The sequence below is a fragment of the Serratia sp. CY33525 genome, from assembly GCF_052169115.1.
GTDB lineage: Bacteria > Pseudomonadota > Gammaproteobacteria > Enterobacterales > Enterobacteriaceae > Serratia > Serratia sarumanii.
In genome coordinates, this window is sequence record NZ_JBJNLK010000010.1 from 128,997 (window position 1) to 149,532 (window position 20,536).

General features: G+C 59.8%; 17 protein-coding genes. 5 read left to right on the forward strand and 12 right to left on the reverse strand.

The genetic code is table 11. The features are described from left to right. Window positions 1-458 precede the first annotated feature (458 nt). The 9 genes from ACJ8IM_RS21315 to ACJ8IM_RS21355 all read right to left on the reverse strand — a co-directional run bounded on the left by ACJ8IM_RS21315 (window position 459) and on the right by ACJ8IM_RS21355 (window position 10,586). Complete coding sequence (locus ACJ8IM_RS21315; protein ID WP_033649480.1) at window positions 459-701, reverse strand: acyl carrier protein; 243 nt, start codon at window positions 699-701, stop codon at window positions 459-461. An 11-nt stretch (window positions 702-712) separates the two neighbouring features. Next, window positions 713-1,966, reverse strand: a complete 1,254-nt coding sequence (locus ACJ8IM_RS21320; RefSeq protein WP_060452460.1) for a beta-ketoacyl-[acyl-carrier-protein] synthase family protein — start codon at window positions 1,964-1,966, stop codon at window positions 713-715. A 2-nt stretch (window positions 1,967-1,968) separates the two neighbouring features. Further along, a complete protein-coding gene (locus tag ACJ8IM_RS21325; protein WP_308317463.1) occupies window positions 1,969-3,348 on the reverse strand; it encodes an efflux transporter outer membrane subunit in 1,380 nt (459 codons plus the stop codon). Beyond that, window positions 3,345-5,297, reverse strand: a complete 1,953-nt coding sequence (locus ACJ8IM_RS21330; RefSeq protein ID WP_101455646.1) for an ABC transporter permease — start codon at window positions 5,295-5,297, stop codon at window positions 3,345-3,347. The genes ACJ8IM_RS21325 and ACJ8IM_RS21330 overlap by 4 nt, the downstream gene beginning before the upstream one ends. Continuing rightward, window positions 5,287-6,414: an efflux RND transporter periplasmic adaptor subunit gene (locus ACJ8IM_RS21335; protein WP_373275243.1), complete on the reverse strand. Its 1,128-nt coding sequence runs from the start codon at window positions 6,412-6,414 to the stop codon at window positions 5,287-5,289. The genes ACJ8IM_RS21330 and ACJ8IM_RS21335 overlap by 11 nt, the downstream gene beginning before the upstream one ends. Before the next feature lie 40 nt (window positions 6,415-6,454). Continuing rightward, entirely contained in the window at window positions 6,455-8,578 is a 2,124-nt protein-coding gene (locus ACJ8IM_RS21340; protein ID WP_094860050.1) for a peptidase domain-containing ABC transporter, read from the reverse strand. A gap of 19 nt (window positions 8,579-8,597) precedes the next feature. Beyond that, window positions 8,598-9,542, reverse strand: coding sequence for an ABC transporter (locus ACJ8IM_RS21345; RefSeq protein WP_101455648.1), 945 nt, complete (start codon window positions 9,540-9,542; stop codon window positions 8,598-8,600). After that, window positions 9,542-10,207, reverse strand: a complete 666-nt coding sequence (locus ACJ8IM_RS21350; RefSeq protein ID WP_101455649.1) for a DsbA family protein — start codon at window positions 10,205-10,207, stop codon at window positions 9,542-9,544. Before ACJ8IM_RS21350 ends, ACJ8IM_RS21345 begins: the two co-directional genes overlap by 1 nt. Before the next feature lie 175 nt (window positions 10,208-10,382). Next, window positions 10,383-10,586 (reverse strand): DUF4762 family protein, encoded by a 204-nt coding sequence (locus tag ACJ8IM_RS21355; protein WP_033635804.1) that lies wholly within the window; start codon window positions 10,584-10,586, stop codon window positions 10,383-10,385. A 427-nt stretch (window positions 10,587-11,013) separates the two neighbouring features. Between ACJ8IM_RS21355 and ACJ8IM_RS21360 the strand changes: the two genes are divergently transcribed. From ACJ8IM_RS21360 to lldD, 3 genes are all read left to right on the forward strand, one after another. Continuing rightward, window positions 11,014-11,934 carry a LysR family transcriptional regulator gene (locus tag ACJ8IM_RS21360; protein WP_033654085.1) on the forward strand — a complete coding sequence of 307 codons (921 nt, stop codon included), beginning with the start codon at window positions 11,014-11,016 and terminating at the stop codon, window positions 11,932-11,934. 323 nt (window positions 11,935-12,257) lie between these two features. Next, complete coding sequence (locus tag ACJ8IM_RS21365) at window positions 12,258-13,841, forward strand: L-lactate permease (protein ID WP_033654084.1); 1,584 nt, start codon at window positions 12,258-12,260, stop codon at window positions 13,839-13,841. 42 nt (window positions 13,842-13,883) lie between these two features. Continuing rightward, entirely contained in the window at window positions 13,884-15,023 is a 1,140-nt protein-coding gene (gene lldD, locus ACJ8IM_RS21370) for an FMN-dependent L-lactate dehydrogenase LldD (protein ID WP_033654083.1), read from the forward strand. A 1-nt stretch (window position 15,024) separates the two neighbouring features. Here the strand turns inward: lldD and ACJ8IM_RS21375 are convergent, their stop codons facing one another. Both ACJ8IM_RS21375 and ACJ8IM_RS21380 read right to left on the reverse strand, forming a co-directional pair. Beyond that, window positions 15,025-15,834, reverse strand: a complete 810-nt coding sequence (locus tag ACJ8IM_RS21375) for a MoaF C-terminal domain-containing protein (protein WP_033654082.1) — start codon at window positions 15,832-15,834, stop codon at window positions 15,025-15,027. Window positions 15,835-15,870: 36 nt separating this feature from the next. Beyond that, complete coding sequence (locus ACJ8IM_RS21380) at window positions 15,871-17,088, reverse strand: MFS transporter (protein ID WP_077791400.1); 1,218 nt, start codon at window positions 17,086-17,088, stop codon at window positions 15,871-15,873. Between the two features lie 702 nt (window positions 17,089-17,790). On the opposite strand from ACJ8IM_RS21380, the gene ACJ8IM_RS21385 reads away from it, so the two are divergent. After that, entirely contained in the window at window positions 17,791-18,222 is a 432-nt protein-coding gene (locus ACJ8IM_RS21385; protein ID WP_060422137.1) for a VOC family protein, read from the forward strand. 6 nt (window positions 18,223-18,228) lie between these two features. Here the strand turns inward: ACJ8IM_RS21385 and ACJ8IM_RS21390 are convergent, their stop codons facing one another. Then, a complete protein-coding gene (locus ACJ8IM_RS21390; protein ID WP_074027053.1) occupies window positions 18,229-19,773 on the reverse strand; it encodes a BCCT family transporter in 1,545 nt (514 codons plus the stop codon). A 158-nt stretch (window positions 19,774-19,931) separates the two neighbouring features. On the opposite strand from ACJ8IM_RS21390, the gene betI reads away from it, so the two are divergent. After that, window positions 19,932-20,528, forward strand: a complete 597-nt coding sequence (gene betI, locus ACJ8IM_RS21395; RefSeq protein ID WP_033654078.1) for a transcriptional regulator BetI — start codon at window positions 19,932-19,934, stop codon at window positions 20,526-20,528. Window positions 20,529-20,536: the final 8 nt, after the last annotated feature.

The window sequence follows — 20,536 nt, forward strand, 5'->3', positions numbered from 1 at the left end:
TCCTGCATCCAGCGCGGAGTATAGCGGATTTGCCGAATGCGAACAGCGCGACAACCGTTATTCTCGCGGCCATCAATCGCCCCTGAGAATCGCTATCGTGAATAATCTGCGCAGCTTTCCGGCCGTATCATAAATAATGAGGCCGCACTGCCCCTATTTTCTTTAGCTTGCATTATCACTTACAAGCGCGATGTAGAGTGAGATTGATAAATTAACCGGCAAAACAAAGAATATTCCTAAAAAATATCGCCACATAATTAACACTCATCATTCATAACGCCGCCAAAGGTTGAATAAAAAAAACGCCATCTCTGGCCATATTAACCTGACGGATAAGCATTAATATTTATGGATATCGATAACTGAGTGAAGCAGGATGCGAAAAGAATGAAATGGACGTTACAACAGACGAAAAACCCAGGCCAGACCCTAGCAAGCGATCGCCTGGGGGGATGAAATTATTGACGGGTTATCAGGTGGCACAATTCGCCGAGGGTCAATTCAGGATGCTCGATAAGCATTTCCGCAGTGAGCGTAATGCCGAATTCTCGCCGAACCAACAACATCAGCTCCATATAATCCAGGCTGTCCAGCCCAAGCTGCTGTAGCGGCATGTCTGCCGACAGCAGCGTTCTCTCCAGCCCTCGGGCTTCATGCAACATGCCGCAAATCGTCTCATATAACCGATGATATTTTTCCATGCGTTCTACCGTTATTCATAGTGATTGCCAAATACCAGCGCCGCATTGGCGCCGCCGAAACCGAAACTGAGGCTCATGACATTACGCAGACGACCATGCCGATGTCCTTCGCGAATATAATCGAGATCGCATGCGGGATCGGCTTCGTGCAAATGGCAGGTCGCCGGCATCATTTGCTGCTGTAACGCTTGCAGGCAGACGATCGCCTCAAAGCTGCCGGATGCGCCAAGCAGGTGCCCGGTATAAGATTTCGTGCTGGAAATCGGTGTGCGATAGGCATCGCGCCCCAGCGCAGCCTTGATCGCCTCGGTTTCGTTCACGTCGTTTTGCAACGTAGACGTGCCATGCGCATTGATATAGTCGATTTCATGGCTGCCGAGCCCCGCCTGCTCCAAGGCCCGTCGTAGGGTTTTCACCTTGGCCTGAGGATCCTTCGACGGCGCGGTAAGATCAAAAGCGTCTGAAAAGTTGCCGTATCCTTTGATTTCGCCCAAAATCGTCGCACCGCGCGCTAAAGCCGCTTCCCGTTCCTCAAGGCATAATACGGCGGCCCCTTCCGCCAGGACGAAACCATTGCGTTCCCGGCTAAACGGGCAACTGGCTTTGGTGATATCCTTTTGCTCCCGGCTCAACAAACGCAACGCATCCATATTCCAGATCGCGCCGTTGCCGCGCAGCGACTCCGAGGCGCCGGCCAGCATCATTGAAGCGCGGCCGCAGCGTATCACCTCAAACGCATCGCCAATCGCGATGCCGCCGGTCGCACAGGCCGCCGCCGGCGAGCCTTGATAGCCCCGTAGCAACCAATGCTGGCCGCATATGGCGGTCGCGATATTCGGCATCGCGTGAAAACAGCCAAACAGCTGCCCCAGCCCGGATTGCAGATAGTCCGCATTGTTTTGCATGATCTCATCCTGGCCGCCCCAGCCGCTGCCGATAATCGCTCCGCACTCCAACGACGAATAAAAGTGCGCGGGCCCCACAAAACTGGATGAAAACGCCATTTCGATCGCCTCCGCGGCGGCGGCAAGCGCCAGTCTGGCGAATCTGGGCAAGCGGCGGCTTACCCGCGCGGCAACGCCCTCCAGCGGCGGTTCGGCCTCCAGCAAAGCAAAAAAGCGCGCGTGGATCCCCGCCGCCGATTTATCGTGATAACGATAGGCCAGACGGCTGGCCATGATAGCCTGCCAGCTTTGCTGGGCATTGCCCCCCAGCGCAGTGACGGCACCGTAACCGGTAACCACTACGCGTCTTGTTTTCTCCATGCTTATTCTCCTTGCCCGGATGCGAAAGCCTCGTTGCCGCCCAGCGCCAGCCAGAGTTGCATCGTGGCGTTCAGATAGCGGAATTGCAGTGCCGACAGCGAATTCTCGCTGGCCAACACCGCCTCTTGCGCATCCAGCAGCGTTTGCAGCGCAACGGAACCAGCCTGATATTGATGTCGCGCCAACGCCACGGCTTGTCGGCTCATCGCCAGATGCCACCGCTGATTGCCGATTTGCCGCTGTGCTTCCAGGCGTTGTCGCATGGCGTTGTCCACATCGGCCAGCGCACGGTAGACCGCATCGCGAAATTGAATCTCCGCCCGCTGCGCCTGCAACGCCGCTTTGTCGCTGGACAAGCGCATCTTGCGCCATTCGATAAACGGCAGCGTCAACGTGGCGCCCAGCGAGCGCGAAGGTTCACTGAACCACTGGCGGAAAAGTCCGCTGCCGGCATCCAACCCGGCCTCCAGGCTCAGCGCCGGATAAAAACTCAATCTTGCCGCCTCGGCACCGGCCAGCGCCGCTCTCAGACGGCGTTCTGCTGCCTGAACATCCGGCCGGCGCGCAATCACCCACGCCGGCTGACGCTGCGCGACAGCCACCTCGTCAAGCGGCAACGAACGCCGTTCGCTATAGCGCAGCAGCGGCGATCGCCCGAACAACAGTGCCAACGAGTTACGCGCATCTTCCCGCTGCCGCCCCAGCTCATGCAGCTGATTCTCTCGCGCCAACAAGCTTTGCTCCGCCTGCAACAGCTCGAATCGGCCAACGTCGCCGGCGGTGTGACGTGCCGCCACCAGCCGCAAAGTTTCACGCGCGATCGCCAGCGCCTGTTGCTGATGGAGGACTTGCTGATTCAAGTCGGCAATCTGCCAGTACCCGCGCGCGGTAGCACCGATCAAGGTCAACGCGGTATTGCGCCGGTCCAACTCCGAGGCGACGGCCAGCCATTCGGTCTGTTCGCGAATGCGCGCCAGCTTGCCCCATAAATCCAGTTCATAGCTCAGAGAAAGCCCTGCACGGTAGCTTTCCTGCGCCGTAGACGCGCCCCGCAACGCTCGGGTATTGCGGCCGCTTAGGCTGGCGGTGAAATCCGGCGTCAAGTTGCCCTCCGTTAATCCGGCCTCCAACATGGCCTCGCGCCACTGCAATCCGGCCAGCGCCAAATCCTGATTCGCGATCAGCACGCCATCGATCAGCGAGGAGAGTTGCGGATCATTGAAGTTTTCCCACCAGGCGACGCCCGCCCGCAGTGAACCGGAACGCTCATCGACCACGCGCCACTGCGGCGGCAGCGACGGCGGCGCCGTGGCGTCGATCGGCCGCCCTCCGCAGGCGCTCAGCGACAGCATCACCAGCCCGTAAACCCAAAGTCGGCTCATTCTCGCGCCAGCGCCTCCACCGGCTGCAGGCGCGCGGCGGTGCGAGCCGGAAAGAACCCGAACCCGACACCGATCAACGCCGAAAATCCGCAGGCCAGGAGCAACGGCGGCCAGGTAAAGATCATCGTCACCTGCGGCGCCAATCCGCTCAGAACCCCTTTGACCAGCGCGGCGCAGGCGATCCCCAACACGCCTCCCAGGCTGCAGATCACCACCGCCTCAATCAAAAACTGCCGCATAATGTCCTTCTCGGCGGCGCCCACCGCCAATCGAATACCGATTTCATGGGTCCGTTCCGTCACCGAGACCAGCATGATGTTCATCACCCCCACACCGCCCACCAGCAGCGAGATGGCGGCAATCGCGGTAATCAGCAGTTGCATGGAGCCTGAGGCGCGCTGAATGGATTGCGTCAGCTGATCGTCGGTCAACGTGAAGAAATCACGCCGCCCGTGTTCTACGATCAAACGCCGGGTCGCATCCCGTCCTGCCTCTTCCAGCGTCAGTTTTTCATTCACTCGCATCACAATGGATTCCAGCGGCATATCGCCGGCGATGCGGCCGGTCAGGGAGGTATAGGGCAGCCAGGCAAGCGGTTGAGAGCCGGCGTATTGAGCGCCGCGGCGCTGCGCGACGCCGATCACCCGATAAGGCACGCCCGCGATCAGCACTACCGCGCCTATAGGGTCTTGCCGGGAAGCAAACAGCGCCTGTTTCAGCAAGGGATCAATCACCGCTACCGGTGCGCGCTCACTCAGATCCTGCGCGGTAAACAAGCCGCCGGAAAGCAGGCGAATGCCCTGCGTGCGGAAATACCCTTCGCCGACGCCCATCACGGCAAGCGGCACCTGTTTGCCTTCGCGAACGGCCAGCAGTTGGGTGCCGATCACCGGCGAAACGCTGTCGACGTAAGGCAGCGCCGCCAATAATGCGGCATCCCGCTCGCTCAGCGAGCGCGCAAGGTCGGGCCGCGGTTTCTCCCACCCGAGGCCAGGGCGAATCTCCAGCGTGCTGGTGCCAAGCTGGCTGATTTCCTTGAGAATATTACGCCGCGTGCCTTCTCCGATGGCGATGGCGGAGACCACCGCCGCAATGCCGATAATGATGCCGAGCATCGATAGCAATGCCCGGACCCGGTGCCCCAGCAATGCCCGCCAGGCCATGCCGACGGCCTCTTTCAACGCCGCGCCCGGCGCCATGCGTTTCAGCGGCGCCGCCAGCGGTCGTTCGAACGTAGAAAGATGTCGGGAGGCTTCATGGCGACGATCCGCCACGATCTCGCCGTCGCCGATCTCAATGATCCGCCGCGCCTGTTCGGCGATCCGCCGATCGTGTGTCACGATGACGACGGTATGCCCGATAGCGTTCAGCTCGTGCAAAATGGTCATCAACGCCTGACCGCTGGCGCTATCCAGCGCACCTGTCGGTTCGTCGGCCAAAATAATTTCCGCGCCGTTCATCAGGGCGCGAGCAATACTGACCCGCTGCTGTTGCCCACCGGAAAGCTGCGCCGGGCGATGACCGCCGCGCTGCGCCAACCCGAGCCGGGCCAGCAAATGCGCTGCCCGCAGGCGGCGTTCGGCGGCCGACATGGCGGTATACAACGCCGGGATCGCCACATTCTCACCGGCGGTCAGATAGGGCATCAGGTGATAGCGCTGGAAGATAAAGCCGATATGCCGGCTGCGAAGCTGCGCCAGGCGATCGGCGTCGGCTTGCCCAATAGCCACCCCGTTGATGTGCACGTCGCCCTGAGAAGGTTTGTCCAGACAGCCGATGATGTTCATCAACGTCGATTTCCCGGAACCGGAGGCGCCGACGATAGCGACCATTTCCCCCCGTTGAATGCTCAGGGAAATGCGCTTGAGGACCGCAATTTTCTGCTCCCCCGCCTGAAACTCGCGCGAGACGTTATCCAACGCAATGATGGGAGCGGTGTTAACTGACATCAGCGCCCTCCTCCACATCAGGCTGTTGCTCCAGCAGCACTTGCTCTCCTGCGTTCAGCCCTTCCAACACTTCGGCATAGCGGCGATCGCGGGTGCCGATACGCACGCGGCGCACCACCGTTTGTCCGCCTTCCAACACCTTGACCTGATAGCTTCCTTCCTCCAATGCCGCGCCCAGCGCAGCCATCGGTACCCGCACCACCCCCTGTGCGCGTTCGGTCATGATGAATACCTGCGCCGTCATCGAGGTGCGCAATCGACGCTCGCCGTTGGCGACGGCAAACACGCCGTTGTAATACACCGCCGCCGTTTGCTGGCTTGAATTCCTGCCCAGCGGGTCGGTTTCCAGCGCCTCCGCCGGCGCCTGCTGTATCGCGCCCATCGCTCCCTCATAGCGGCGGCTGGGATCGGCGGCGACGTAAAACCACAGCGGCTGCCCCGTCTTCACCTGCAAGATGTCATTTTCCGATATGCGGGTATGCACCATCATCGTATCCACGTCTGCCATCACCAAAATGGTCGGCGCGCTTTGCGACGAGACGATGGTTTGCCCTTCCTGGGTGACAATGCCCAGCACCTCGCCGTCGATAGGGGCGGTAATACGGGTAAAAGCCAGATTGGCCCTGGCGGTTTCCTGCGCCACTTCGGCCTGGACGATCTGCGACTCGTTCACTTTCAACTGCGCCAGTTGCGCGTCGTGCTGCGCCTGCGCTTTTTCCAAATCGCTGGCCACGCCGGCGCGGTCTCGCGCCAGCGCTCTTTGCCGCTTCAGCTCCAGCTGGTACTGCTTCAGCCGTGCCTGGCTCGCCAGTTTCTGCGCCTGCGCGCTGCGTAATTCAGCCTGTGACTTGCGCAGTTCGTTAAGCTGCAGCGTCGGATCGATCTCGGCCAACAGCTGCCCCTGGATCACCCTGTCACCCTGTTTGACATACAGTTTTTTCAACTGCCCGTTGACCTGCGCGCCCACGTTCACCTGCCGAAGCGGTTTCAGAATCCCGGTCGCCAACACGCTTTTTTCGATGTCCCCGCGCTCGACGCGCGCCGTTTGCGGTGGTTGCGTGTCAGGGGGCCGATTCTGCAACGACAGCCCGCCAAGCAACGCTGCCAAAACGACCATCGCCAACGCCACTCGCCGCCAGCGTCTCTTTCCGGGCACCTCACTCCACCTCTGCACAATCATTCATCCTGGCGTCGTCGGTGGATTCAGGCACCAGCCGCCCCTGCGACATGCGCAAGACCCGATCGAATAGCGGCAACAGCCGCGGATTATGGGTGACCGTCACCAGGGTTTTACGGTTTTCACGGCAATGCGCCACCAGAGCCGACATCACCGCCGCCGCAGTCTTTTCATCCAGATTCGCCGTCGGTTCGTCCAGCACCAACACCGGGCAACGGCTGTACATGGCGCGCGCCAGCAACAGACGCTGCCGCTGCCCCAGCGACAGCCCGGCATGGCTCTCCCGCACCAGGGCGTTCACGCCCCCCGGCAGCTGCGCCACCGCGTCCGCCAGCCCCAAACTGCGCAACGCCTGTTCCACCTGCCGTTGCTGGCCCGGCGCCGACGGCGCGAACAGCGTGATGTTCTGCAACACCGAGGCGTTGAACAGAATGTCCTCCTGGCTTTGCAGGAAGAACAGCCGCTGCGCGGCGGCACTTGCCAGTACGCGCCCATCCAGCGTCAGCTCCCCCTGCTGCGGCGTCAGCAGGCAGGCGAGCACCTTCAGCAACGTGCTCTTGCCCGCGCCGGAACCGCCGCAAATGGCGATGCACTCACCACGCTCCAGCGTCAGCGACAAATCGCGCAACACCGGTTGACCAGCGTCGTAAGCGAAGGCCAGCCCCCGATACGCCAACCGCGCGTCAAAATGGCTCACGCTTTCGTCCGCAGACTGGGCCCGAGCGGATACCGCAGGAAACAGATCCCGCGCGCGTTCATCGATGACGTGCAGCTGGTTTTTCTGCAAAACGGCAAAAAAGATCTTGCTGCTGTACGAAGTAAAGATTTCGCGCAGAAAGCTGTAGGCGAAGAATGCCCCCAGACTGAGCTCGCCCTCCTTGAGCAGCGGCAACGCCAGCAGCATGAACAACACCATCTCCAGACTGCCGATCAGCTGGTAAATGCTGCCTTTTATCTGTTCATAGATCTTTTGCTGCTGCAGGCAATTGAACAGCGAGCGGGCATGTTCGGCGAACCCTTCCTGCCGCTGGCCAGCCAGGCCGGCTGACTTGATGGTCGAAAACCCCTGGATGGTTTCCAGGATGAAGTCATTTTGCACCGCGCCTCGCACCTGCAGCTGCTGGGTGTAATGCCGGTCGCGGTAGATGGCCCATACGCTGACCGCCCCCATCAGCAGCACGCCGACAACCGGCACCAGCGCCAGCATCGGGCTCAGGTAGCACATCACCGCCAGCGCGATGGCGCCGATGATCCAGTCGGTGCGCAGGCCGTTGTCCAGTTCGATTTTCTGGCCGGCGGCCATCTGCCAGCTGGTGAAACGGCTGAAGATCTCGCCGGGGGCGCGCTTGCTGAAGAAATTGAGTGAGTTTTCCAGCAGGCGAGAAAAACCGGCGGCGCCGTGCAACAACACGAAATTTTTGATGAAGCGTTCGGTGAGGGTGCGCGCAATCAGCGCCAACGCCGTGGACGCCACAAACGCCAGCAGATAATAGGCGTAGGGGAACGCGACCTCGCCGGCCATGGCGAACACCTGATTGATCGCGCTGGCGACCATCATCGGCATGATGAACAGCGTCAGTGAGATAAAAAACGTCATCGCCGCCAGGCGATAGATGCCGGCGATGCCGGCGGTATCCTTCAGGCTTAAGCTGGCGAAAGCGCTGCGGCGGTGGCTGCGCCGGGCCGGGACGGTGGCTGGCAAATCATCGCGATCCAGCACCAACGCATAACCGCTGATTTCCGCTTTCAGGGCGGCATACGGCAGCAGCTGCTGCCCCAACGCCGGGTTCATTACGCACACGTACCCCCCCTGGCGATACGCCAATAACACATAGTGGCCCGCGCCGTAATGCAAAATGGCCGGTAACGGCAGCGCCGCCAGATCCCGGTGCTCGAACGCCACCGGATAAGCCGGTAGCGCCAGCTCTCCCAAAATGGCGCACAGCGTCGCCAGCGAAGTGCCGTGCTGCGAAGCGGGATAACGCTCCCGCAGCTCCGTCAACGGTGCGCGAATGCCCTGAGTTTCCGCCAGCATGGCGATGCAGGCCAGCCCGCACTCATTGATTTCGCTCTGCAAGACCGGCGTAGGAAGGGTATTTTCCATACGTTGTGATATCCCTGACTTATTCGTTAATAAAAAATAAAGAGTGCGAATGCCATAGCAGCCAATCATCCGCATGCCGCCGGAGGGTTCGCTCGACGATCGCCGGCATGACGCGGCCGACCCGATCTGCGGCGACAGGTTCTTCAATGTGAATGCGGATGCCGCGATCGAAATAAAGCGAATAGAACACCACCTGAGCCCGCAACGCCCGGGACAGCCGAACGATGCCGCTGTGCAAATGCGCCGGCCGGCCGAACAGATGGCAGGCCAGTTTGGCCGCCACATCCTGATTGCTGTGCAGGGTGTAATCCGGCGTGATATCGGGGAAGAGGATGATGTTGCGCCGATGTTCCGCCGCTTCCAGCATCGCCTGCGACAAGGTGCCGGCGATGTGCCGCGGATCGTCGTGAATCGAGCAATAGTCGAGCCGCTGCCGCCATTCGCCTTCCGGCGATCGCCGCGCAAACGCCTGCACATCGCCGGAAACGATCACCGTGGCCCGCCCGGGATAAACGCCCGCGCCGACCAGCGTCGCCAACACGTCTGAGACCGTATGCATCGGTGCCAGCAGCACCGGCACGCCCGCGCGATGCAGCGGTTCCACGACCTGATCAAGCTGTGCGGAACAGTGCGCCAAATGGCTCATCAACGCCGCATTGCGGGCAGAGACCGCCGCCATGTCCAGCCACTGCCGCCGCTGCATCAGCCAGGCGAAGTCCAGCTTGCCTTCACCCAACAGGCTTTGGCGGTTCGCCAGCGCTACCGCATGCCGGTGGCGAAAGCGGCGCTGCGGCCTGCTTCCCCTCAACCGCCGGCGCACCGCCAGCCACAGGCGATAGTCCACGCGCCGCAGCAGGGCACACGTCAGGCGGTTGCCCATCCCGGCACCGGCAGCCGATAAGCGGGCCATCGCGTCCAGGCCGTTGCGCCAGGCCAAATACCCCCGAACCGCGAGCAGGCGCATCAGGGGGCCAGCGGTTTATCGTGCTGCAACAGCGACAGCAACTGCTGGCTGAAAGCGGAAAACTCGCGATCTTGCAGCGCCAGCCATTTGCGATTGACGATAAAACTGGGGGTCGCGTTGATCTGGTAATAGCGGCTCACCGCCGTCATATGCGCCAACAGCGCCTTGACCCGCTCTGACTCTCTGGCCTGCCGATAGGCAGCCTCATCGATACCGTTGGCCGTCAGCCAGGCGCTAAGCTGCTTGTCGTCCGCCAGGTTGAGGTTTTCTTTGATAATGGCGCGATAAGCGGCGGGGCGATGCTGTGCTTCGATCCCCATGATCGTCAGCGTGGCGAACAGGGGCGCAAAGGCCGCCATGCCGGCTTGACTGTCGTCGCTGAGGTGCAAGCGCACCAATTTGGCGCCCGCCGGCAAACGTTTTTCCAGCTCTGCCACGCCGCTTTCGTTGACTTCACAATAGTGGCAGGCGTAAGAGAAGACTTCGACAATGGTATTATCGTCTTGCAACGGGCTTTGTTCGATTTTTTCCGGGGAGATAAAACTCAGGCTTTCCGCCTCCGCCGGTTGCATGACGTAATGTTGAAAATAAAATGCGGTCAAAAAAGAAGAGGCAAAAATAATAACGAGCGTGTAGCCGATAAAAAGCAAGGGACGTTTATACATAACGGACGCATCCTGCGCATATATTAATATTCACCCGGCAGAGTGAATACATGAAAAAGAGTTAATGCCGTAAATAATGAGAACGTAAGACGACTTTTTCGCCGGTATCAGGCGGGACAGCGCGAACGCTGCCCGCCTGCCCACCGCTAATCTAAATGCAGGGGGTCAACCCGCATCAGCTTGGCGTGGTTGGGTTAGACGGGCAGCTTGCTACCGGCGCCGGGTAATAAGACTTCTGTACGCCACCGAATTTGTTCGCACAGGTTTTCACCAGCTGGCAGGTGCGGTTGTTGCCGCTGCCCACCCAGGCAAATTCCTTGGTACAAACAAAAGTACCGCCGACGATGTTTTCCGCTTCTGACAGATTGATTTTTTTCATTACAATATCCTTATTTATATTAAAACATAAACACACTACCCATTACCCTGTCGGCAGACAGAGCAATCCTTCAATACATTTCAAAACTATTTAACCAATAACAATGAGAGCGCTTCGGGAAAAAGCATAGCCATCCCAAACGAGCAGATCAATACAATTATTTACACTGCAAGTTAAAGTTAATCGAATAAGTAACGCTCGATTACAGGACTATTCCAATTTAAATAAGACTAAAAACAAGAAAAGTAGACTAAAACCGGTTACACCAAGAAAAATAAAAAAGGATAATTCTCAGTAAAATGAAAAAACAAATAAGAAAAATTCAGATCCGACCAGTTGGTGACGACGTGCGACACGCTGAAAAGATTGCTTCCTGCCGCGCCGGATTTACACTGGGACAAAAGGACTCTCACTCTACAGGATGCCCATGCTCGCCACCCACGAATACGCCAACGACCTGATTCTGTTCGCCCTGATCGTCGACTGCGGCTCGTTCAGCAAGGCCGCGGAGAGCGCCGGCATCACCAGCTCGGTGGTCAGTAAACGCATCGGGCGGCTGGAAAAATCGCTGGGCGCCCGTCTGCTGTACCGCACCACGCGCAGCCTGACGCTGACCGAAAGCGGCCAGGCGCTCTACCAGCAGGCCAAAGAGATCGGCGCCAAAGTGCAGGAGGCGCTGTACGCCGTCAGCGAAAAGAGCGAAGAGTTGACCGGCACCATTCGCATGTCGGTGCCGACCATTTCGGGCGAGCTGCTGCTGAGCGAGAGCGTGGCGGAATTTTGCGCTCTGCATCCCAGCCTGAAAGTCGAGATGCGGCTGGAAAATCGCTTTGCCGATCTGGTGGAAGAAGGCATCGATCTGGCGATCCGCACCGGCACCATGCCGGATTCGAGCCTGATTGCCCGGCCGATCTTCGATTCCCGCTGGGTGATCGTCTGCTCGCCGGGGTATCTGGAAAGCCACCCGGAACCGCGCTGCGCCGAAGACCTGCTCGGCCACAACTGCCTGACCTACACCTATCAGGAGAGCGGCACCGCCAACTGGCTGATGAAGCGGCCGGGGCGCAACGACATCTACGAGCTGCAGGTTAACGGCAACCTGTCGGCCAACAATGCGCGGGCGATCCGCAAAGCGGTGATCGGCGGCCACGGCATCGCCATGGTGCCACGCTGCATGGTGTATGAAGATTTGCAGGACGGCAAACTGACGGAGATCCTGGCCGGCCACTGCGGCAAGGTATTGGGCATTTACGCCGTCTATCCTTACACCCGCAATCTGCCGTTAAAAACCCGTCTGCTGATCGAGCATATCATCGGTTCCTACCAAAATATCAGCCACTATTTTTGAATTTTCCTCGCTGATTATTTCCCCGCGGCCGCAAAAGGCCGCGGAGATTACGGCATTTTTGGACATAATCTATTGAACATTACCGCTTAATTAATGTGAGCCTGCGCATTCATCACACAATAATACTTTCTATCAATATGATTTTTAAGCAGTTAATTCATCCCCTTCTACCGGCCAATTTTCCACCGCCGGCGCCGTTCGCCGATGTTAAAAAAATACCGCATGGCATCGTCGTCGACGTTGTGATTAGAATGAAAATGTTGCGGTAATTAACCTTTCAGCTACATATCTCTGCCCATAAAAATAATAACCCTGAGGATCTTATGCCCCTGTTTTTCAGTATTGCGCCCATCGTCCTGCTGATTTGGATGATGACCAAAAGGAATGGCGTGCCCTCTTATCTCGCCCTGCCGCTGACGGCCGCCGTGGTCTACGCCGTACAGCTCCTGTGGTTCGATGCCTCGCTGCGGCTGCTGCATGCCAATATCATCACCGCGCTGGTATCGACGCTGACGCCGATCACCATCATCGCCGGCGCCATCCTGCTCAACAAACTGATGCAGGTAAGCGGCGCGGAGAACGTAGTGCGCCGCTGGCTGGAAACCATCAGCCCCAATCCCGTGGCCCAGCTGATGATTATCGGCTGGGCGTTCGCCTTTATGATTGAGGGCGCCAGCGGCTTCGGCACCCCGGCCGCCATCGCTGCGCCGATTCTGGTCGGGCTGGGCTTCAACCCGCTGCGCGTCGCCCTGCTGACACTGGTGATGAACTCGGTGCCGGTCTCCTTCGGCGCCGTGGGCACCCCCACCTGGTTCGGCTTTGCCAACCTCGGCCTGTCGGACGCCAGCCTGCTGGAGATCGGCCGGCAGACCGCGCTGATCCATTTTGTCGCCGGCTTCGTCATTCCTCTGCTGGCGCTGCGCTTTATCGTTTCCTGGCAGGATATCCGCCGCAACCTGCCGTTTATCCTGCTCAGCGTGCTGAGCTGCACCCTGCCCTATCTGCTGCTGGCCCAGGTGAACTATGAATTCCCGGCGCTGGTCGGCGGCGCCATCGGCCTGGCGCTGTCGGTGCTGCTGGCGCGCGGCGGCATCGGCCTCGCCCGCAGCGGCAAACCGCAGAGCGCCGGGCAGGCGGTGCCGTTCATGCAGGTGGTCAAGGCCATGACCCCAACCCTGCTGCTGATTGCTATCCTGATAGTGACGCGCGTCCACCAGCTGGGCCTTAAAGCCTTGCTCAACAACACCGCGCTGCTGTGGCAGGAAAACCTCGGCTGGCTCGGGGAGCTGCGCATCAGCCGGGCGCTGATCGTCGAACTGCAGCAGGTGCTGGGCACCTCCGCCGCCGCCGGCTACAAAACGCTGTATGTCCCGGCGCTGATCCCGTTCCTGCTGGTGGTGCTGCTGTGCATTCCGCTGTTCCGTCTGAATGGCGGCCAGGTGCGGCAAATGTTCAGCGAAACCGGCGGGCGCATCGCGCGGCCCTTTATCGCCCTGTTCGGCGCGCTGGTGATGGTCAACCTGATGATGCAGGGCGGCGACAACGCGCCGGTGATCCTGATCGGTAAAGCGCTGGCGGCGCTGACCGGCGAGAGCTGGCTGCTGTTCTCTTCGTTCCTCGGCGCGCTGGGATCGTTCTTCTCCGGTTCCAATACCGTTTCGAACCTGACCTTCGGCGGCATTCAGCAATCGATCGCCCAGAGCAGCGGCCTTGACGTCAACCTGACGCTGGCCTTGCAGTCCGTCGGCGGCGCCATGGGCAACATGGTGTGCCTGAACAACATTATCGCGGTCTGTTCGATCCTCGGGATCGGCAACGCCGAAGGCAAAATCATCAGAAAGACCGTACTGCCGATGCTGGCGTACGGCGGGATTGCGGCCGGTATGGCGGCGATCCTCACGCTCTGACTGACCACTCGTTATCGCAAGCAAGACAAGAAGGTAAACACTATGATCATCTCCGCGTCAACCGACTACCGGGCCGCCGCCCAGGCCAAACTGCCGCCGTTTCTGTTTCACTACATCGACGGCGGGGCCTACGCGGAGCATACGCTGAAGCGCAATACCGCGGATCTGGCCGATATTGCCCTGCGCCAGCGCGTGCTGCGCAATATGTCCGAACTCAGCCTGCATACCACGCTGTTCGGCGAGCAGCTGGCGATGCCGGTGGCGCTGGGGCCGGTGGGGCTGACCGGCATGTACGCCCGCCGCGGCGAAGTACAGGCCGCGCGCGCCGCGGCTAAAAAAGGCATTCCGTTCACGCTGTCCACCGTGTCGGTCTGCCCGATCGAAGAGGTGGCGCCGGCGATCGATCGGCCGATGTGGTTCCAGCTCTACGTGCTGAAAGATCGCGGCTTTATGCGCAATGCGCTGGAGCGCGCCAAGGCCGCCGGCGTGAAAACGCTGGTGTTCACCGTCGACATGCCGGTGCCCGGCGCCCGTTATCGCGACGCCCACTCGGGGATGAGCGGCCCTAATGCCGCCCTGCGCCGCGTGCTGCAGGCGTTTGCGCATCCGCAGTGGGCCTGGGATGTCGGCCTGCTCGGCAAGCCGCACGATCTGGGCAACGTCTCGGCCTACCGCGGTAAACCGACCAGCCTGGAAGACTACATCGGCTGGCTGGGCGCCAACTTCGATCCGTCGATTTCCTGGAAAGATCTGGAGTGGATCCGTGAATTCTGGGACGGCCCGATGATCATCAAAGGCATTCTCGATCCGGAAGACGCCAAAGACGCGGTGCGCTTCGGCGCCGACGGCATCATCGTCTCCAACCACGGCGGCCGCCAGCTGGACGGCGTGCTGTCGACCGCGCGCGCCATGCCGGCGATCGCCGACGCGGTGAAAGGCGACATTACCCTGCTGGCCGACTCCGGCATCCGCAGCGGCCTGGACGTAGTGCGCATGATCGCGCTGGGCGCCGACAGCGTGCTGCTGGGGCGCGCCTTCGTCTATGCGCTGGCGGCGGCCGGTGAAGCCGGGGTGGCTAACTTGCTGGATCTGATCGACAAGGAAATGCGCGTCGCCATGACGCTCACCGGCGCGAAAACCATTGCGGAAATCAACGCCGGATCGCTGGTCAGAAACGCCTGAATCAAAGCGGCTGCACGCCTTCCGGGTAGGCGTTATAGCTCATCTTGCTGATGAAGGCCCCGGCCGGTGACACCAACACCCGGCCGGCGGTGTCCAGCCCGAGGAAGGTGCCGGTGCAGCGCCCGGAAATAAAGTCGAAGAAGAACACCGAGCACACCGGGATGATCTTTTCCCGGAAGGTGAACAGGAACATCTCGTCCTCAAACTTGTAGTAGGTGGCGTAGTCCATGTCGCCGTGACCGAATTGTTCGCCGCGCAGGTTTTGCCAGGCGTAGCGCTCGGTGTTGACATAAAAATGTTCGTAATAGTGGTTGGGGCTGTAGACGTTCAGCGTGCGATAGCCGATAAGCTCGCGGGTCAGATGCGGCGCGACGCCACCCGGCGTGGCGCCGACAATCCGGCCGACGTGGAAGCTTTGCTTGAGACGGGACCCCTTTTCCACCGTCTGTTCCGGCAACAGCGTGCTGCGCACCAGCAGCGCCCGGCCGCTGTCACGATTGAGTACCAGCGTCAGGCACTCGTTGCCCGGCGACTGCAGCGGAATATTGAAGAAATAGCGCGCGGCGGAGGTTTGCACCTCTTCGTAAGCGTCCTCGCCGCTCTCCCCGCCCCAGGCCCACAGCACCCGCTGCCGATCGGCGCTGAAGCGCAACGTGATTTCCCCGCTGCTTTCAAAAGCGATCTGCAGCGTTTTGCCGCGCCAATCCTGGGTGCCCGGCAGCCGGTTAGTGTCGATACCGCGCGCAAAATCGTCGTAATTCTTCCAGTCCGGTTCAGCATTCTGATTCAGTACGGATTGTTCTGCTGACATCTTCGCTCTCCTTGATTGAATGGGATGAAAACCGCCTCAAACGTCGGCGACGCCCGCCGGTTTCACCGCTCTGCGGCTCACCACCGCAGGTGCAGTTTCATCGAGAAAACAACTCAGTACGCCGGCGCACACGGCGCCGGTAGCCGCCAGCCACATCACGCTGACCAGCCCATAGCGATCGGCGATCAGCCCGGCGATAAACGGCGCCAGACAGCCGCCAATCACCTCGCCAATCCCCATCACCAGCCCCAACGCGGTCGCGATGCGGGCCGGTGACACCGTTTCAGACGGGATGGTGGCCATAAACAGCGTGAAGCAGCCAAGGCCGGTATAAGACAGGAACACCAGCACGCCCAGCAGCCACGGGTTATCGACGTAACTGAGGAACAGCGGGCAGCACACCGCCAGCAGCGAAAAGAAGATCAGCGTCGGCTTGCGGCCAAGGCGATCGGAAATCGCCGGCACCGCCACGCCCCAAAACACCCAGGCGGCGCCGATGGCGCTCATGATGCCGCCCATCGTGCCCTCGCTGAAGCCGCGGTCGGTCACCAAAAAGTTGGGGGTGAAGGTAATGATGATCATGAACCAGGTGACGAACACGCAGGAGATCAGAATGCACAGCGCTACGTTCTTGATTTTAAACAGCTCGCCGTAAGCGCCTTTGTTCGCCGCCTTGTCGGCCGCCGGCGCGGCGCTGAAAGCAGGATCCTTCTTGCCGTTCACATAACGATAGATCAGCCACGCCAGAATGATGCCCGGCACGGCGGTCAGGTGAAACGCCATGCTCCAGCCCCACTTCTGCGCCAGATAGATGATCAGCGGCGGCGCGATAATACCGCCCAACAATCCCGGCGCCGCCCCCTGGATCAGCCCCATATTGAAGCCGCGGCGCTGCGGCTGCGATTTTTCCACCATCAGCGATTGCGCGATCGGCAGCACCGGCCCTTCGGCGATCCCCATCAGCGCTCGGAAGATCAATAACATGGCAAAGCCGCTGACCAGCCCCGACAGCGCGGAGAACAGCGAAAACACCAGGATCGACAGGATCAGCATCGGTTTGCGGATATTAAAGCGATCGGCTATCGCCCCCAGCCCCGCGCCAGATAGCGCCCAGGTCAATGCCAGCACCGCCGACAGCGTGCCAAGATGCACGTTGCTCAGCTTCAAATCGGCGGCAATCATCGGAAACAGAAAAGAGATGGTCAGACGATCGACGAACACGCAGCCGAAAACGAAAAACAAAATGATCAGCAATCGGTTCTCTTCGCTCAATCGCGAGCGCTGTCCTGGCGAATTATTCATAGCGTCATTGGTCCATAAGTTAACTTATAAATGGCGAGCGGCCATGGCATAAGTCGGTTAAGCGCTCGACCAAGAGAGATATTGGCCATCGGTCACGATAACAACTCATTAACATGTTAATGATATAAACTTATCTCAAGCTACGGGCATGTCAAACAGCCGTTGAAAACGGCGACGGAGAGGCAATTCAGGTATTTTTCACAGAACGCGAATGACATGAAAATAAATCAACATCATGTTTTTACTGATTTAAATAAAATTAAGCGGCACTTTTTACTTTTATCGAAAAAGCCAAAACGCGCTGATTTATAAACAGGTTAATAAATAAAACTTAACTCCTGCTTATAAATGAACGGTATTTCCCTTTTCATCAGCCGCATTACCCCGCCCTCTTTATTATTTGAATCCGTTTGCTTTATAGCGGCTATAACGAGAACTATTAACTCCATTGTGTTAATCAATAATCACGCAATGACATTATCAATGCTGAATGATAATAAAAGCGCAGGCCGTGACAGGAATCACAAACAGACCGCCCCTTAACGCCCTGGTAGCGGGTTATTACCGGCGCGGCTAGCTTATGCCAACTCGATCCAACCCCGGATGGGAAAACAACGGCATGATAAGCGGCAGGCAACCAGCAAGGAGATGAACATGACGACAGCACTGACAAAAGCCGGTTTCTGGCGCAAAACCGCCGACTCTTCATCGCTGCGTGAGCCGCGCGTGCTGATTCGGGTCTACGTTGGCGAAGGCGAAATCGACCGCGCCATCGCGTTTTACGAGCAGCTGCACGGCGTAACGGCGGACATGCGCTTCGATTTTCCCGAACATCGGCTGGTATTGGCGGCGGTGGGGCCGTTTCTGATCCTGGAAGGGGCGGAAGAGCAGTTGCGCCCTTTCCGCAGCACCGTCGGCACGCTGCTGGTCGATGACATTTATCCCTACCACCAGCGGCTACAGGCCGCCGGCGCCGAGATTTTCTTCGGCCCGGTGGAGGTGCCCACCGGCGCCTGTTTCAATGCGCGCCTGCCGGACGGCACGATTGTCGAGTACGTGCATCACCGGCCGCGCGCGGGCGAATAAACCGCCTCAGGGCAGCGCCGGCTTCATGGCGTAACGGCGCAGATCCTTGCGCAGGCTGATCATGTACAGCACGATCACCGCCGAGAACGGCAGGCCGCACAGCACCACCGCGGTCTGCATCGCGCTGAAACTGCCGGCGTACAGCAAGCCGGCGCATACCAACGTGGTGACCGCTGCCCAGAACACGCGTAGCCAGGCCGGCGCGTCATCATGGGCGGAGCCGCCCTGGCAGGAGAGGTTGGCTATCATCAGCGTGCCGGAATCGACCGGCGTCAAGAACAGCACGAAGCTGATCACCACCACAAAGCCGGCGGTCAGTTGGGTATAGGGCAAGTATTCGAACAGCTTGAACACCGCCATCGGCGGATCGCTTTGCGCCACCTGCCCCAGGATCGCCTGCCCGCCTTCCAGCACCAGACTGATGGCGGTATTGCCGAAGATCGACAGCCACGCCAGCGTGAAGCCCAGCGGGATCAGCAGCACGCCGAAAATCAGTTCGCGAATGGTGCGCCCTTTGGAGATGCGCGCGATGAACAGCCCGACGAACGGCGCCCACGCCACCCACCAGGCCCAGTAGAACAGTGTCCAGGCGCCCTGCCACTGGCGCGCCTTGCCGTACAGATACATATCGAAGCTGCGGCTGATCAGCGAGGTAAGATAATCGCCGAGGTTCTGCAACATGCCGTTCAGCAGGTTCAGCGTCGGCCCGGCCAAAAACACGAACAGCAGCAGCAGGCACAGGAAGCCGACGTTGATGTTCGACAGCATGGCGATGCCCTTCTCGACGCCGGTGACCGCCGCCAGCGTGGCCACCACCATCATCACCACGATCAGCGCCAGCAGCACGCCGGTGCTTTGCGGGATGTCGAACAGATAAAACAGCCCGGAGTTCACCAGCAGCGCGCCGATCCCCAGGTTGGTCACCATCGAAATCACCGTCACCAGAATGCCGAAGCTGTCCACCAGATGACCGACACAACCGTGGGTGCGCTCGCCGAAGATCGGGTATAGCGCAGAGCGTAGCGCCAGCGGCAGGCCGCGGCAATAGGCGAAATAGGCCAGCGCGGTGGCGATCAGCGCATACAGCGCCCAGCCGTGCAGCCCCCAGTGCAAAAAGGTCAGCGCCATCGCCTGTCGTGCCGCCTGCACGGTGCCGCCGCTGCCTTCCGGTGGCGACAGGAAGTGATCCAGCGGCTCATAGGCGCCGTAGTACACCAGCGCAATGCCGATGCCCGACGAGAACAGCATCGCCACCCACGAGGGATAGCTGAACTGCGGCGGCTCGTCATCCTGGCTGAGGCGAATATGGCCGAAGCGCGACAGCGCCAGCCAGAACACGAATGCCATGCAGGCGACCATCAATAACATGTAGTACCAGCCGAATACGTCGGCGACCCAGCTTTGCGCGGCGTTCAGCCACAGTTTGCTGGCGGAGGGGAACAGAACGACCAGCGTTCCCAGCAGCAGGATCACCGCCGCCGAGCCGAAAAATACCGGAACATTCAATCTGACAGGTTCTTCGTCAAGCGATGGGGGAGTTTTTGTTGTCATTGGCAGGCTTCCATGATGCGAAAGACAGACGATTTCAATGCAACTTTTAGTTAACATATTATCGCCATTTATTTGACATTTTCGCAGCATATAGAGTATTGATTGACCGTTCAATCAATCAAATCCAAAGTGTGATTGGCCTATCAGTTGAGGAAAATATGTACCGAAGAGACATTCCGGAACAGCGTAAGGAGCAGTTGATTAACGCCGCCTTCGAGACCATTAACGTCGTCGGGCTGGCCGGCGTCACCCTGTCTCAGGTGGCGAAAGAAGCCGGGCTGTCGACCGGCATCGTCAGCCACTATTTTGGCGATAAAGAGGGGCTGCTGAGCGCCACCATGCGCAAAATCCTGCGCGACCTGCGCGATGCGGTGGCCGAGTGCCGCGCGCAGGCGGCAAGCGACAGCCAGTCACAGCTGTTCGCCATTATCCAGGGCAACTTCCACCCCAGCCAAACCAATGCCGTGTCCATGCGCGCCTGGCTCGACTTCTGGGCCGCCAGCATGCATCAGCCGGTGCTGCGCCGCCTGCAGCGCGCCAACGATCGGCGGCTCTATTCCAATATTTGCAGCCAGTTCCGCCGCGAGCTGCCGCTGCCGCAGGCGCGCGACGCGGCGCGCGGGCTGGCGGCGATGATCGATGGGCTCTGGCTGCGCGGCAGCCTGGCCGGCGACGAGACGGACCTGAAGCAGGACTGCCGCATCGCCTGCGACTACGTGATACAACGGTTCAAGGCCGCGCCATCGGCGGCGTGACCGCCTCC

What these genes read in the sequence shown, in the direction of transcription:
- ACJ8IM_RS21315 (WP_033649480.1), bottom strand. Translation starts at nt 701, where the DNA reads ATGGAAAAATATCATCGGTTATATGAGACGATTTGCGGCATGTTGCAT.
- ACJ8IM_RS21320 (WP_060452460.1), bottom strand. Translation starts at nt 1,966, where the DNA reads ATGGAGAAAACAAGACGCGTAGTGGTTACCGGTTACGGTGCCGTCACT.
- ACJ8IM_RS21325 (WP_308317463.1), bottom strand. Translation starts at nt 3,348, where the DNA reads ATGAGCCGACTTTGGGTTTACGGGCTGGTGATGCTGTCGCTGAGCGCC.
- ACJ8IM_RS21330 (WP_101455646.1), bottom strand. Translation starts at nt 5,297, where the DNA reads ATGTCAGTTAACACCGCTCCCATCATTGCGTTGGATAACGTCTCGCGC.
- ACJ8IM_RS21335 (WP_373275243.1), bottom strand. Translation starts at nt 6,414, where the DNA reads ATGGTCGTTTTGGCAGCGTTGCTTGGCGGGCTGTCGTTGCAGAATCGG.
- ACJ8IM_RS21340 (WP_094860050.1), bottom strand. Translation starts at nt 8,578, where the DNA reads ATGGAAAATACCCTTCCTACGCCGGTCTTGCAGAGCGAAATCAATGAG.
- ACJ8IM_RS21345 (WP_101455648.1), bottom strand. Translation starts at nt 9,542, where the DNA reads ATGCGCCTGCTCGCGGTTCGGGGGTATTTGGCCTGGCGCAACGGCCTG.
- ACJ8IM_RS21350 (WP_101455649.1), bottom strand. Translation starts at nt 10,207, where the DNA reads ATGTATAAACGTCCCTTGCTTTTTATCGGCTACACGCTCGTTATTATT.
- ACJ8IM_RS21355 (WP_033635804.1), bottom strand. Translation starts at nt 10,586, where the DNA reads ATGAAAAAAATCAATCTGTCAGAAGCGGAAAACATCGTCGGCGGTACT.
- ACJ8IM_RS21360 (WP_033654085.1), top strand. Translation starts at nt 11,014, where the DNA reads ATGCTCGCCACCCACGAATACGCCAACGACCTGATTCTGTTCGCCCTG.
- ACJ8IM_RS21365 (WP_033654084.1), top strand. Translation starts at nt 12,258, where the DNA reads ATGCCCCTGTTTTTCAGTATTGCGCCCATCGTCCTGCTGATTTGGATG.
- lldD (WP_033654083.1), top strand. Translation starts at nt 13,884, where the DNA reads ATGATCATCTCCGCGTCAACCGACTACCGGGCCGCCGCCCAGGCCAAA.
- ACJ8IM_RS21375 (WP_033654082.1), bottom strand. Translation starts at nt 15,834, where the DNA reads ATGTCAGCAGAACAATCCGTACTGAATCAGAATGCTGAACCGGACTGG.
- ACJ8IM_RS21385 (WP_060422137.1), top strand. Translation starts at nt 17,791, where the DNA reads ATGACGACAGCACTGACAAAAGCCGGTTTCTGGCGCAAAACCGCCGAC.
- ACJ8IM_RS21390 (WP_074027053.1), bottom strand. Translation starts at nt 19,773, where the DNA reads ATGACAACAAAAACTCCCCCATCGCTTGACGAAGAACCTGTCAGATTG.
- betI (WP_033654078.1), top strand. Translation starts at nt 19,932, where the DNA reads ATGTACCGAAGAGACATTCCGGAACAGCGTAAGGAGCAGTTGATTAAC.